Annotated in this window: 18 protein-coding genes and 1 pseudogene; 15 read left to right on the top strand and 4 right to left on the bottom strand. The window is 58.8% G+C overall.

Annotated features, from left to right (window positions below; all coding sequences use genetic code 11):
- Nucleotides 1–100: 100 nt before the first annotated feature.
- The 3 genes from JI739_RS18725 to JI739_RS18715 all read left to right on the top strand — a co-directional run bounded on the left by JI739_RS18725 (nt 101) and on the right by JI739_RS18715 (nt 1632).
- Nucleotides 101–388 carry a hypothetical protein gene (locus JI739_RS18725; RefSeq protein ID WP_201685473.1) on the top strand — a complete coding sequence of 96 codons (288 nt, stop codon included), beginning with the start codon at nt 101–103 and terminating at the stop codon, nt 386–388.
- Between the two features lie 397 nt (nt 389–785).
- Nucleotides 786–1259 (top strand): thermonuclease family protein, encoded by a 474-nt coding sequence (locus JI739_RS18720; RefSeq protein WP_201685472.1) that lies wholly within the window; start codon nt 786–788, stop codon nt 1257–1259.
- 103 nt (nt 1260–1362) lie between these two features.
- A complete protein-coding gene (locus JI739_RS18715; RefSeq protein WP_201685471.1) occupies nt 1363–1632 on the top strand; it encodes a hypothetical protein in 270 nt (89 codons plus the stop codon).
- Between the two features lie 266 nt (nt 1633–1898).
- On the opposite strand, the gene JI739_RS18710 is transcribed toward JI739_RS18715, so the two are convergent.
- Both JI739_RS18710 and JI739_RS18705 read right to left on the bottom strand, forming a co-directional pair.
- Nucleotides 1899–2366: a hypothetical protein gene (locus tag JI739_RS18710; RefSeq protein WP_201685470.1), complete on the bottom strand. Its 468-nt coding sequence runs from the start codon at nt 2364–2366 to the stop codon at nt 1899–1901.
- A gap of 78 nt (nt 2367–2444) precedes the next feature.
- On the bottom strand, nt 2445–2678 hold the full coding sequence (locus JI739_RS18705; RefSeq protein WP_201685469.1) for a helix-turn-helix domain-containing protein: 234 nt from the start codon (nt 2676–2678) through the stop codon (nt 2445–2447).
- A gap of 131 nt (nt 2679–2809) precedes the next feature.
- Between JI739_RS18705 and JI739_RS18700 the strand changes: the two genes are divergently transcribed.
- The 11 genes from JI739_RS18700 to JI739_RS18655 all read left to right on the top strand — a co-directional run bounded on the left by JI739_RS18700 (nt 2810) and on the right by JI739_RS18655 (nt 11287).
- A complete protein-coding gene (locus JI739_RS18700) occupies nt 2810–3160 on the top strand; it encodes a hypothetical protein (protein ID WP_201685468.1) in 351 nt (116 codons plus the stop codon).
- Nucleotides 3161–3427: 267 nt separating this feature from the next.
- A complete protein-coding gene (locus tag JI739_RS18695; protein ID WP_201685467.1) occupies nt 3428–4153 on the top strand; it encodes a hypothetical protein in 726 nt (241 codons plus the stop codon).
- 413 nt (nt 4154–4566) lie between these two features.
- Entirely contained in the window at nt 4567–4875 is a 309-nt protein-coding gene (locus JI739_RS18690; RefSeq protein WP_201685466.1) for a hypothetical protein, read from the top strand.
- Between the two features lie 113 nt (nt 4876–4988).
- Entirely contained in the window at nt 4989–5399 is a 411-nt protein-coding gene (locus tag JI739_RS18685) for a hypothetical protein (protein WP_201685465.1), read from the top strand.
- Nucleotides 5400–5705: 306 nt separating this feature from the next.
- Nucleotides 5706–6215, top strand: coding sequence for a hypothetical protein (locus JI739_RS18680; RefSeq protein WP_201685464.1), 510 nt, complete (start codon nt 5706–5708; stop codon nt 6213–6215).
- Between the two features lie 195 nt (nt 6216–6410).
- On the top strand, nt 6411–6542 hold the full coding sequence (locus JI739_RS24735) for a hypothetical protein (RefSeq protein WP_255520287.1): 132 nt from the start codon (nt 6411–6413) through the stop codon (nt 6540–6542).
- Between the two features lie 118 nt (nt 6543–6660).
- Nucleotides 6661–7077: an antirestriction protein gene (locus JI739_RS18675; RefSeq protein WP_201685463.1), complete on the top strand. Its 417-nt coding sequence runs from the start codon at nt 6661–6663 to the stop codon at nt 7075–7077.
- 242 nt (nt 7078–7319) lie between these two features.
- On the top strand, nt 7320–8726 hold the full coding sequence (locus JI739_RS18670; protein WP_201685462.1) for a DNA primase family protein: 1407 nt from the start codon (nt 7320–7322) through the stop codon (nt 8724–8726).
- Between the two features lie 163 nt (nt 8727–8889).
- Nucleotides 8890–9315 carry a hypothetical protein gene (locus tag JI739_RS18665; RefSeq protein WP_201685461.1) on the top strand — a complete coding sequence of 142 codons (426 nt, stop codon included), beginning with the start codon at nt 8890–8892 and terminating at the stop codon, nt 9313–9315.
- A 71-nt stretch (nt 9316–9386) separates the two neighbouring features.
- The gene (locus JI739_RS18660; RefSeq protein WP_201685460.1) at nt 9387–10595 is read left to right on the top strand and encodes a site-specific integrase; all 1209 of its coding nucleotides are present in this window, start codon (nt 9387–9389) and stop codon (nt 10593–10595) included.
- A 53-nt stretch (nt 10596–10648) separates the two neighbouring features.
- Nucleotides 10649–11287: a GIY-YIG nuclease family protein gene (locus tag JI739_RS18655; RefSeq protein WP_201685459.1), complete on the top strand. Its 639-nt coding sequence runs from the start codon at nt 10649–10651 to the stop codon at nt 11285–11287.
- Between the two features lie 237 nt (nt 11288–11524).
- Here the strand turns inward: JI739_RS18655 and JI739_RS18650 are convergent, their stop codons facing one another.
- Complete coding sequence (locus tag JI739_RS18650) at nt 11525–12088, bottom strand: hypothetical protein (protein ID WP_201685458.1); 564 nt, start codon at nt 12086–12088, stop codon at nt 11525–11527.
- Between the two features lie 285 nt (nt 12089–12373).
- On the bottom strand, nt 12374–13117 hold the full coding sequence (locus tag JI739_RS18645; protein WP_236589872.1) for a TIGR04255 family protein: 744 nt from the start codon (nt 13115–13117) through the stop codon (nt 12374–12376).
- Between JI739_RS18645 and JI739_RS18640 the strand changes: the two are divergent.
- Nucleotides 13116–13262, top strand: a pseudogene (locus tag JI739_RS18640) (IS3 family transposase); the annotation flags it as partial. The gene JI739_RS18645 and the pseudogene JI739_RS18640 overlap by 2 nt on opposite strands.

Raw genomic sequence — 13262 nt, 5'->3', positions numbered from 1 at the left:
AGCCGATCGGCTGCCGTCTGATGGGGCGCATGTCGTTTTCGCCCGCTGAGCTTGTCGAATTAGATCAAAACGGCTAGTCTGTGCCTCTTAGGAGGCCTCCATGAACTCTTTCGAGTTTGTCGCAGCTCTGGCTTTCGAGCTCCCGCTACTGTTCTGGGCACGGACCCAGGACGAGACGACCGCAGCGGCGGTATTCGCGGGAGTCGCCCTGCTGATCGGCATGTGGGCCTGGAACCTGGCCCTTGCTGCGGAGGAGGAGAGCATTTCTCGGCGGCTTAACCTGACCGCGAATGGCGCAGCGCTTGAGGCGTCGCTCGGAACTTCGGAAACCGGTGTGCCGCCGCCCACGCTCTGCGCGACGGAAGCAGAGGCACGAACTCACTTTTGAGGCCTCTCCAGATTACGTTCGGCGGTTCTCGCCACTTCCACTAGAACCACCTGCTCGAAAAGGCCAGCGGTCCGGTGTCTGGCCCATGGAAACCTCCGGAGGAAAGGCTGAGGCAGCGTGTGAACCGCGTGGAGGGGGAAGGAAATCCTTCTCCTGTGTCCTGAGGCGGTTCGTCGGATAAGCGGAGTACACCTGACGCACGCTTCACGGCTGCAGTGAGCCAGATGGACGACGCGTAGGGTGAGCCTCCCGCCTTCACCGACGATAGCCGGGGCGTGCTCACGCGATCGCTGCTCACCGCGCCTCAAGCATTTGGGATAGCCTGTGCTGCAGTCCGCTGACAGTACTGTCGATCACGAGAGCCCCATCCACAGAGGCTTACCCGCGAGAATTACGCATGACTAAGAAGGCTTGGCTTCTGGCGTTCCTGCTGTCCTCCGCGGCCTACGGCGAGCCGTGCCTCGTGGTTGGCCTGGCAGACGGCGATACCGTCACCGCGCGCTGCGGCCCGCCGGGCGCGTACCGGCAGGTGAAGGTGCGTCTCGCTGAGATCGACGCGCCCGAGAAGAAGCAGCCGTTCGGGCACCGCAGCCGCCAAGCACTCGCCGATCTCTGTTTTCGGAGATCCGCGCGTCTACGCGTAGTCACGAGCGACCGCTACGGCAGGGCGGTGGCGCGTGTCGAGTGCGGCGGTGTTGACGCCAATGCGGAGATGGTTCGCCGCGGAATGGCCTGGGCGTACACCAAGTACCAAACCGATAGCAGGCTCACCCAGCTTGAGGCCCAAGCTCGTGCACGGGGCGCGGGCCTCTGGGCAGACCGCTCACCTCAGCCCCCATGGGAGTGGCGTCAGAAGGCACGCCGGCGCTGACCGCCGGCTGGCTAACAACAACCCTCTCTCTTCGGATTGTTATGATTTCTGCACAGGCTTCCGAGCTTGCCTTATCCGGCGACTACCTATAGGAGAGGATCAAATGCGCTTCGCACTGGTGCTTGGGCTGCTGGCGCTTTCCGGCTGCGCGTCTGTAGAGCCGCAGAAGTTTGTCGGCCCGAGCGGGAAGACGGCATACACGATGGACTGTGCCGGATATGGGCGCACTGTCGCCGAATGCTTCAAGAGGGCAGGTGAGGTCTGCCCGGCCGGGTACAACGTCGTTTCTCAAACGAACGCGCCAATCGGCATTCCGACAATGCATGGCTTGATGATCATGTCGGATGACAAGATGGCCATCGAATGTAAGTAGCGCCCCAGCTATCGACAAGGGAAGTCGGCACTAAGGAGCGGCCACGGTGTTCGTTCACGTCGCGCTGGTGACTGGGATGTGGTCGTGGAGCCAAGCCCAAGCTGTCGAGGCAGTCCCTAACAGCTTGACTTGAGCCTGCATGTCACGGCTCCTGAGGGGCTCGCCGAAGTGGATGCACGGCGGCGATCTGTGCAACAGAGGCGGAAGTTCAAAGTCACTTCGGACCCGCAGGTCGCATCGGCTCTCTGCATGCAGCCTCGCGCGCATCAGCCTGAGAAAGAAGGCATGTCCTGCAGCAGTGCAGTCACCTGTTCGCCCGAGAGGTTCTCAGTCTCCAAAAGTTCGCCCGCCAAGCGCTCTACGAAGCACCAGCGATCAGTCAAGCAGTTCAATACCGCGCTCTCATGCCGCTCTTGGAGCGCGAAGACTGGTACGTCGGAATCTTCTGAGAGCTCGCGCAGAAGCGGACCGAGGACCTTCCAATCGTTCTCCGATCCGTATGCGTCAGAGTCTTCCTTGGCACGGTCGTAAAAGATGCGCACAGCCCATTCGCCTGCCAGCAAGATTTGGATCTCCTTCTTTAGAAGTTCCCAATACCGCGCCTCCTCCGGCTCGTACAGGTGACGGTTCAATCCATCGCGGGACTGGCCATAGTCGCCAGAGAGACTCACGCCCCGTGAGCGAACCCGCACGGCGACCGCCACCACTTGGTGTCCAGCCTCGTGAATCGCCAAGGCGCGCCTCTCGGAATCGCTAGCTCGAAGGGACAAGGCTGCTGTCATGCCCCATTCTCTTCGAGGTGACGCCGTGCGCTATGGCCGAGGCATGTGCTCCACATGGCGCCACAGCTCATAGATGGTGAGGCCGAGCGCGTTCGCGATAACTTCCATCGCGTTCAGGGTCGGGTTGGCCTTCCCGTTCTCCACCCTACTTAGGTACGTTTGATAGAAGCCGCAGCGCTCACTGAACTCGATCTGGCTCAGGCCCGCATCGTTGCGAAGCTGCCGCACGCACCTGCCGAATCGCTGACTGAGGGTCTCCTTCACTTCGGAGACTGTTCCTCATCTGCTCTAATTCACATAAACACTAATTCGTATACGGCGCGCAGTGGCTGAAAACGCCTGCGGGAGCTGCGCCCGTCTTCTCTCACCCCGCAACTACCCTGAAGGAACCACGGATGAAGAAGCTCGTTGGACTTGGTCTCAGCTGCATGGTGGCGTACGCAACCACGGTTCAGGCGCAGACGTTCGGAGAAGACTGTCGAGCCTATGCAAAGGCCATTTACGACGTCGCGGAAGCGCGCGACAACCTGGATGACCCCTCCTGGGAAAAGCTCCTCGAACTGCACCCGATCTTGGTGAAGACCAAGGAGAGGGAGGGCCGAGGTTTTCTCTATGCACAAATGATCAGCCTCCGCGTGATCAACAAGAGCGCGAGCCCTCGCGCACTCATGAATAACTCGTACGAAAGCTGCCTGTCAAGTACGGGGTTGTGCATGCTTTATAACCAAGCTTGCGGTCCCAAATGATCCAGATCGCATGAGTCCGAGAGCGAGTCCAGGAGCGTACCCCTGCGGCGCGAGCATCTGGAGGGATTGATCGGGAGTGCTCCTCCCTCGTATCAGCGGCGCTGATCTGATTGGTTCTGCGGATGCGAAACCCCACTGGCCGTGCCGAGCCTCTTTTGCTCTAATTCTGATATCTGTACTAGAGGGGGCTCCGCGGTGTGCTGCCTCTCTGGTGTCACAAGGATCTGCACTGCTGGTTCACACAGACCATTTTTGGAGGAGATTATTTTGAAATTTGCTTGGAAAGCTTTGATCACGCTCGGTGCGCTGCTGGCACTTTTCGCGATGAACATGGACACGACGGTGTCTACCGGCTTTGGACGGGTCCATAACGTCGGGCTCGTTTCCCAGCAGCAAACACTTCTGATACTCGGATGTGCCCTGTTCGTTGGCGGACTCATCGTCTTCGGAGTCGTGAAGCTTAAACAGACGCCGGAGGATGAAGCGCAAGAGAGGGAGAGGAGGGAGGCGGCTGTCATCCGCGCTCAGGAGACTCTGGCAAAGTCAAAAGCGCAGTCTCTTGAGCGCCTAGTTGCAGCAGGTGTGACGATCAACAAGGTTGATCAATCCGCTCGACGGTACTGGGGGCTATTGAAGCGTCGGTACGTCCTGTTGGCTGGGGCGCTTCTCTTACTGCTGGCCTCTCTGTTCCCGCCGAGGGAAGCAACGACCTGGGATCAGGGCGGGGTAATGGTGAAGAACGTTGTGCGGCCGCTGCTCGGTACTTCTAACGATCCGCTGCTCGCAGGAACATTGATTAGAGAGTTCGTTTGGATCCTTCTCGGCACTTCCGCGGTGGTCATCGCGATCTCGATGAGCCGAAGGGGTGGAAGGCAAGAAGGAGAGGGGGAAACGCTCCAACAGCACGCTCCGTCAGGCCGGGGAAGTTCCAAGCAGATTGAGCTTCGCGGAGAGTTGCCCGACCTTTTCCGTGGGCCAAGCCGAGATCGCTAGCTAGCTTGTCCGCTCGCGAGAGGATCTGAGTCTTCTCGTCATCATCACGCGCCTGTTCGAAAGACCGGGCGCTTTTTTTTTCGAAGGAGAACTGAACTGATCTGGATTATCCCTGCAGCCGTAGCTGCTCTGTCTTTCTTCAAGCTCGGCGCTCTGAGTGTCTGGGTGCAAGTGATGGCGCTGATTATCAAAGCCCTGCTCGCTACCTGTGCGCTGCTGCTCACCGCTGGTGTAGTTGCCGTCTGTGTTCAGCGGTGGCGCCACAGTCAAGAGTTTTGACGACGATCTGCTTTCAAGGCGGTTGCCCGAGGTTGCTCCTAGGGCGTTTTTTTTGGGTCAACCAAAGGTGAAGCACTATTCGCACCTTCCGCAGCACAGATCAGATTAGAAGGGCGCCGATCGAGGTGCCTGAATTGAGTGACCGTTTGGCATGGCTCATTCAACTGAGTGAGGCTGGCCCCTGCGCGCTGGGCGACATCGTGAACATCCTCGTACTGGCACCCGGTGACTCTTTAGAAGATCTCTCCTCAGAGTTGGGCTTCAGTCTGGAGGAGGAAGCCCCCGAGAACGTCGAGATCTACGCCGGCTGGTTCGAGTTGACTTTCATCGTCAATGGCGAAGGGTTTGGCTATTGGGTGTTCGTCCCGAAAAGCCCAGGCACTGACTGCAACCTCCTCGCCTACTGCTTGCGCCATTGCCCAAGCGGGGAAGACGCGCCTTAGCAGTTATCCCGCACCGTCCACGCCCCTACCTCTGACGCTCCTGGCTTGCCTCGGGCGTTTTTATTTTTAAGAAAGGAAAACTTCATGAGGACCCATGTGATTGGAGCCCGTAGATGCAAGTGCTGACCGACCCGGAGCAGGTCGCTTCGGTCCGCCATGCCGAAGTCAGATTACTTGCGCAGCGGCGATTCGCCATGCTGGAGGAAGACGAGCCCTTCGATCCGAATGCAATGGGCTACTTCCTTGTGGTGGAGCCGGGCGACTCCGTGGCACGGCTCAACGAGCGGCTTGGCTTCGACCTCCTCGCCAACCGCTATACGAGCGCTCGCTTTGACACGCCTGACTTCACCCCGTCCTTCGAGGTTCTGGAGAAGCACCGAACCTGCTATGAGATCGTCTTTGTGCTCAGTGACGACGGTTACGGGGTGGAGGTGTTTGTGCCCAAGGAAGAGGGCATAGATCAAGAGTTGCTCGCCATGTGTGCGATGCATGCGGTGCCCTCCAGCGAGGCGCACGAGCCATGAGCACGTTCATTGACCCACCAGCGGCCACCCTCGGGTGGCTTTCTTGTTTCTGGACGGCCTCTATTGCCTGCCCGTCGAACGCGCGATGGACCCGGGTCCCGCCAATCCCCCGGCAGCCGCCCCCGTAACCACGTTAGTGGCCACAGGTGTGTTCGCTGGGGCCAGGGCTGGATCCGGGCCATCCCTGGGCTGCACAACATGCCTAACGCTAATCGTCTGAGCGATTCAGAAAGCGAGAAAACCGACGTATCTGAAATGAAGGACTTCGGCCTTCGAAACACCCTAAACCAAACTCAGGAGATCCTAATGACTGAAAAGACCGCGTCTGATCTACGCATTCTAAAGATCGCAACCTGTCCATCCCTCTCGGGGCGTACCGCCATCACCTATCACGTTGGGTGTAGCGATGCCAGCGACGTGCGCGTTCGCATCTGGAAGACAAGCGGCAAGGGCGTTTACAGCAAAGAGTGGGTGTCCACCACGGACATCAAAAAGCTTCTAGGCAAACACGAAGCGATCCCGGGCCCGCTCCTGCTGCCTCTTTTCAAGGTTGGCAAATCGGTCAACAGCGCCGGGTTCCTCTTGGCAGTTCTGAAGGCTGAGGGGCTCGTATCTGCGTCGCCCGATCAAGCCCATTGCTACTTACGCGCACCAGACAAGATCTTCATGGAGCAAGTCGCGGCGTTGATTGCTTCCGGAGTCAATCTCAATCCTGACGTCAGCAAGCCATCGATACGCGCAAACCAAAAGAAGGTTGGCGGAGTTGTAGGTGTTCCTCCTTGGGAGACCGAGCCACATGGCGACCAGGTTGAGTAAGGAGATAGATGCTGATTTTTCTCACCGCCTTTGCCGCAGTGGTTCTGATCGCTGCGGTTCTCTCGCCTTTGCACGCGATCGCCTTCATCGCTCTGTGCGTGGTGTTCGTCCTCTTCCCACTCCCGTCCGTGCTGGCGGCGGTGATCTCCACCGTCGGCTATCTGTCCTTCAACCTACTGCAAAGGAGAACCCGAAATGGAGTTCGAAGACTGCCTGACCGACGTTCTTGATCTAGTGCTCGCCCGTGATCTGCCCGACGAAGCGTATGGACAAGTGCTTGCTGACGAGGCCGAACTGCTTGCCGGTCCGGGCGTCGAGGGACGCTAGGCACTCGCCCTAGCTGCTCCCCCTTTCCTCCTTCTCCCCCCTTCGCGACCTCGTATTCGCCCCGCGCGGAGGCATACGTGCGTCCGCGTGAGGGGGGCACTTACTTCATGGAGTTTCTATGTCTACATGTCCGATCTACCGCGAGCAGCTGCAGGAGTCCGAGCGCGGACCACACACGTCAAAGTTGTTTGGTATTCGCTTCCCCCTGATGGTGGAGCCCTTCGCGTTCGACAACGCCGCTGCGCTGTCAGAGGACTATGACGGCGGCCACTGGGAGTTCTTCATCTTGAGCAATGGCGGCTTCTACATGGTGCCGACCGGCCGCGAGTCGTTCCACGTCGTCTGTGCGAACGGCTACGAGGGTGACCTTTCAGCCGACGCCTTCGGGATTGCCTCATGCCTCTATGCCTACAGCCTCCTGTCTTTCGCTATCGACGAGGAGGTCGCCAGCACGTGCGCCCGCCAGTACCACTGGCTACGTGACTACGCGGCGCAGCACCCGGAGGCGGCCGCTATCTGGCGGGCCACCGATTGAGGTCGCCATGAGACGCAGTCAGCCGTTTCACCTGCGTGTCCCGGTGGCGCCCCCAGTCGAGGCGAGCGCCAGTCCTTGGCCCTGGCGAGGCCTCTCTCTCACACCATCCGCATATAAATCAAACGTATTCATGCGAGCCAGGGGACGCTCAACCCCTGAGCTGCGACACGACAGTGGTGCCTTGGTACTACTGCTCCGGTCGTCTGGCCTCAGTGGGTTTCACAAACTCAACGGAGCAAGAAATGATTAGCAATTACGCCAATGATATGCGACCTCACCTTGGAAATGCCGCGATCACGATGATGACGCCCTTTACGAGTCGTAAGGCACAGGCAACCTCGCACCACCGGTACGCACTGCACACACTGGATTACCTCACCGTTCAAAGTTGGCGACCTGTCATACATCAGGGCGAACTTTACGTGCTCGACGCGCAATCGAACCTCTGGGTGCCCTATGAGCGTCAAAACCTCCTACGGCTGATAGCAGAGCTGAATGACGCGAACAAGAACTGTGAAAAGTGGTCCGACTACACGGGCATTGCGGAGCAGGTGAGCGCGATCGCAACTCAGCCGAGCTTTTTTCGGGACGCGCCAGTCGGCACCGCCTTTCTCGGCAGCTTCTACACCATTGCAGGTCAACAACTCTCGTCAGAGCCCCTGCTGCCAGAGCATCGCCAGCGGGTAATGCTGGACTTCGCGCCGGCACGGGTGGCCACACCGAACTTCTCGCAATTTCTAGACGAGACGTTCAGATCAGTGGCAATTGACGAGCAGGAGCAACAGATCTGCCTTCTCCAAGAGATTGCCGGAGCGATTCTCTTGGGTCTAATGCCTCGCTTCCAGAAAGCGGCCCTTTTTTACGATCCGTATGGGCGTGCAGGGAAGGGAACCATGGAGCGCATCCTGCGGCAGTTGGTTCCGTCGGCGTTCACTTCGGCCGTTTCTCCCTTCAAGTGGGACAACGAATACTACCTGGCCAGCCTAATAGGAAGTCGGCTCAACGTAGTGGGAGAACTCCCGGAAGGGCAGGCGATCCCCGCCGCGAACCTCAAGTCGGTGCTTGGTGGTGACTTGATCTCCGGCCGTCAGCCGACGCGACCGGTAGTCATGTTCCAGAACGAGGCGGCGCATCTGTTCACGTCCAACCATCTCATCACCACCAAAGACCACTCAGAGGCCTTCTTCTCGCGTTGGTTGCTGATTGAGTTTCCGAACAGCCTCTTGCGCTCGGGCCGACCGCTCGATCCTGGATTGGCTGATCGGATCATCGGGCAGGAGATGTCTGGGATCGCCTACTGGGCACTTCAAGGGGGCGTGCGACTCCTGCAGCAGAACCGCTTCTCACCCTCATCCGTCCAGGATCGGCTAATGCAGAAATGGCGCCGTTCAACAAGTTCGGTCGACGAGTTCATCCACGAATGCTGCACTCTCCGTGACGACCTGCTCGAGCGCCGCTCGGCGTTCTACGCCTCGTACAAGGCTTGGTGCAATGAAAACGGTCGAAAACCCCATGCGAAGGGCAGCTTAAAGGAGCAGATGGAGCACCGCATCGGACTGCCGGTGCGCTTCACGCTCTTGGACGGTATCGAAATCATCCGCGGCATAGCGGTTCAGGAAGCCTACAAAGACCGACTCACCGCCTTGTAAGTGGGAAAAGTGGTTATCGATTTCGAGCCCGACCGTTTAGACGATCCGAACGCCCCAGCGTCCCTCGTCATATCCGCTCTCCTGCAGGTAGGGGACTTGACGCCCCTGCGCCGGAACGCACGTTGCACGTGCCTTCTTTTTTACTTTTACAACTTGGATCCGAATGACATTCACATCAAACAACCCCGCTGAAACTCTTGACCGCTCTGCACCGGTAGCGAGCACCGCCCCGAGTTGGAGCAAGCTAGCTCTGGCGCAGATCAAGCTACAGAAACATCCAACTCGCGGATCCGGACTAAGCAACGGCCGCTATTGGCTTTCGGAGGCGCTGCTTCGTCGAGCCTGGGAGCTTTTCTGGCGCAATTCTCAGTACCTGCAGCGTGACGCGATCTACGACACGCCTGGGCTGGCCGCCCCTCCCGACTGGGACAACTGGAAAAGAGGCGACCGCATCGCGATCGGCATGTGCTTCAAGTACTTCGCCGTACACGGCGTGCTGCCCATCACGCTTCTCAATCCGGAGAAGACGTGCAACTTCAAGTACCGCCTGAGCGACGACCTTGCTCGGGCTCCCGCGTCCCTCCACTAGTCACGTTACCGGCGTCCTGATACCCAGTATCAGGCGTTGGCGCAGACCATTTTTTTTTCAAAAGGAGACCTATGGCAGTAGTCAAGGACCTAGACCAAACCTACGTAGACCACCGCCTGCGCTGCCCTGATGGCAAGGCGCGCATCGAGATCGTAGATCCCCAGCGCTCGGGCCTCTATATCGAGGTGCGGGCCACCAGCCCCGGTGAGGGCACCTACTACTGGCGCTACAAGCAAGCCGGCAAGACCTGCCACCAGAAGATTGGCCGGACCACCGAGATGACGCTGGAGGAGGCAAGGGCGAAACTAACTCAGCTTAAGGCCGTGCCGACGGAGAAGGCTTTCCTGCCGGAAACGTCGAATGGCCGCATGACTAATGCTGCTGGCGCCCCTGCGTTTGGAGCCGCAGAAGGCAATGGCAGCATCACCTTGGACGAGTTCATGAGCGCCCACTACTTCCCCTACGCGAAGGTTCATAAGCGATCGGTCGCGCGCGACGAACAGCTTTACCGCCTGAGGATCAGAGCGAAGTTCGGCCACCTGCCCTTAGGGAAGATCACTCGACTGTCCGTCCAGCAGTTCCAGAACGCGCTGGTTGCGGAAGGGTGCGCGAAGGCCTCCGTGAATCAGCACGTGCAGCTACTGCGGAGAGTGTGCAACCTGGCTGTTTCATGGGAGATGCTGGAGAGGAACGTCCTGACACGCATCCCCTTGTTCACGCTGGACAACCAGGTCGAGAACTACCTGAACGATGCCCAAGTGGAGAAGCTGGTAGAGGTCCTGAAGACGGACAAGAACCGCATGGTCAGTCTGATCTTGATGTTCCTGCTGGCCACTGGTGCCCGCCTCAATGAAGCGCTTTGTGCCGAGTGGAAGCAGGTGGACCTCGTGAACAATGTCTGGCGCATCCCTGCGACGAACTCGAAGTCTAAGAAGCACAAGCCGCTGCCTCTGAACAAGAGCGCCCTCTGGATCATCGACCAGCTCAATGCTGAAGGAACTTCGGATTTCCTGTTCCCGTCGCCAGCCACGGGGAAGCCGTTCACGACAATTACGCGTCAGTGGTACCGGATTCGGAAGAAGGCGGGGATTCCGGCAAACGTGCGCATCCACGACTTGCGGCACACGTTCGCGAGCCGGATGGTGTCTGCGGGCCGAAGCCTGTTCGAGGTGCAGAAGCTTCTCGGTCACGCCGACGCTCGGACGAGCCAGCGCTATGCCCACCTGTCGATGAAGGCGGCCCAGGAGGCGTCAAACGCCGCGGCATTCGCGGTCGCCTAAGTACCGTACCGGCCCGACGCACTAGAGTTGGGCCTTCTTGAATGGAGGACAGCATGGATGGCGATGCAACCAGCCTGAGGCAGAAGATGGTGGCGGTTCTGACGCAAAGCGCCGAGCCACTCACCTACCGAAGCCTGACAAAAGTGATCTGGGAGAGCTACCCAGACTTCCATCAGCACATGCTGTCCCTCTATGACGGCGACCCTAGCGAAGCCCGCCGCAGGATGCGCATAAGAATGGGGATTGAAGTCCGGGAGCACCCCGAGGTGTTCGCTGCAACGAAGGTTGAGGGGGTCGTTGTCGTCGGTCTTGCCGCCACGGAAGATGATGCGGCGATCGAAGTTGAAGAGGAGAAGGAACAGCAGGAAGCTGGTGTTGCCCCTGCCATCTACTGGTACACGTTCCCCGCCTATAAGCGCAGCAGCGGCCCATACCCCATCAAGATCGGAAAAGGTGCCAATCCGGAGGCGCGGATCATGCAGCAGGTCACGCCTATGCCAGAAAAACCAGAGATCTTGGGGACCTACCCACACCCGGACGCCGATAACCTGGAGAAAGCTATCCAGTATTTGCTGAAGGTGCGCGGCAGACGAAAAGCTGATGCACCCGGCGCTGAGTGGTTCGTGACTACGCCTCAGGAAGTCTTGCTGGCTATCCAGGCCGTACTTGGGACGGACAAACCCGTCTCCTGAAGAAGTTCGGCACGCGTTCGGGGAAGGTTCGGCAGGGTTCGGTTCGGCGATGCAGAACTAGAAAAGCCCTTGCAAATCTTCATTTTACGAACTAGAACAATGGTTGTCATTTGGATTGAAAATCCGCGTGTCGGTGGTTCGATTCCGCCCCAGGCCACCAGTCTTCATGCGCCCCAGCGCCCGTTTCGGGTTCTGGGGCGTTTCTACAAAGCAGCTGTGTTTTCTACAAACCAGCGCTCAATGCGCGTACTCGCCGAGCGCGAGGCGTTCAGCTTTCTGCCGGAGTAGATGGTTTTGGAGCGCGTAGTCGATGACTTGCAGACCAAATGCCGATACGGCGGCAAACGGTCTTTGGTGGGAAAACACTGACACGTGAGTGCTGGCGAGCGCGTTGAGGTAGAGGAACCCGCCCTGCTCCAATCCTGGGGACGCAGGCAAGAACACAACGCGACTGACCTGGCGGCGCGCGGCCGCAGCGAGGAAACCGACGAGCGCATCTCTATTCGAGAACTCGGCTTCGAACTCGGCGACAAAATCTTCAACTCGGATAACGGGGCAAATCAGGAGGTGATCATTGAACGCTCGCTCGTTCGCTGGATCGATGTCGCACTCATGAGTTAGCACGTACGCCTGACGCTCGACCGTCATGAAGACCGACTGCTCCTGGTCAAACTCAGGAGCGCGTACGTCGTTATAAAGCAGGCCCGTTCCTAAGCTAAGACCTTCGACGTGGCCATAGAACTTGCCAACCTCGAACTGGCAATGTCCGCTTAGGATCGCGTACGCCTCATCAGCTGTCATTTCGCGACGAGAGCACCGCCATGGATAATGCGCGCACCGCGAAGCGCTGCACGGCGAAACACTTGGTCTTCCCTCTTCGTAACAGAGCGGACGCTTGGCGCTTCTGTCCCATAGACGATCCTTGCCCCCAATTCGGTCCCGTAGCGGACCTGGGTGGCGCTCATGTTCGTCACCAGAGAAACAACGGCAAACTGGCGGGTTCCGCAAGCGTAGCGCGCGGCAGCTTCGCTGTGACTTAACGACGGCGCGCCATACAACGACGGAAGCTGGATCCGGACTTGAGGGCTAGTCATATTTCGGCTCCAAAAGGCTTAAGCCGTATTCTGTTAAGCATTCGAAGAACATCTGCTTGTTGGCTGTGTGGAGGTCTTCTAGTGAGCTTGGCAGGTTCGCGAAAAACTCGGCAGGTTCGAGTTCGGCTATGGCCAAGGTATCGACGTCGATAAGGGCCCCTGTGCGAGTGCCTACGCCTTCTTGCTGGACCACAGCTCTGGAGGCAACTTGGACAGCTTGCAAGAAGGGACCACGCTTAAGCTCAGATCGCAGTGCGGTGTTTTCAGACGCTATTGTGTGACTGCCAACGCGAACAGACACATTCAGTCGCCTCAGCGCCTCAGCATCATCGTCCCCCGTGTTTAGGAGGTCGATGTACTTGAGTGAGTGGCGGTGGACCCGGGTGACAATCTGGGCCTCCTTCAGAACGCCCAGCACTTCCAAAATGGCAGGCTTGAATGCCACCCACCCTGGGTAAGGCATCCTGCACCCAACAACTAGTGAGCGCTCCCCGACTAGGATCGCAAACTGCTCCTTCCACCCGATTCTGCTCAGTGGTGCGAATGCGAGTTGGGGATCTAGAGCTCGCATTTGCTCCGGCAACTGCGCCGCTGGCAGCGGTTCGATTTGTCCGACCCCCACCAGCTTTGAGAAGAAGAGGCCCGGCAGCACGGTGGCCGCCGGCACTTTCGATGTGAAGCGGATGAATCGCCCCGGGTTTCCAGGAGGCTCATCCATCTGAGAGGATTGAGCCATGAACAAGTCGAACAAGTTCTCACCGGAGGTGCGTGAGCGCGCGGTGAGGATGGTGCAGGAGCACCGGGGGGAATACCCGTCGTTGTGGGCGGCAGTCGAATCGATTGCGCCGAAGATCGGCTGCGTGCCCCAGACGCTGCTGGAA

This window comes from Ramlibacter aurantiacus (assembly GCF_016722895.1).
Lineage (GTDB): Bacteria > Pseudomonadota > Gammaproteobacteria > Burkholderiales > Burkholderiaceae_C > Ramlibacter > Ramlibacter aurantiacus.
This window is presented reverse-complemented; position numbering and strand designations above follow the sequence as displayed.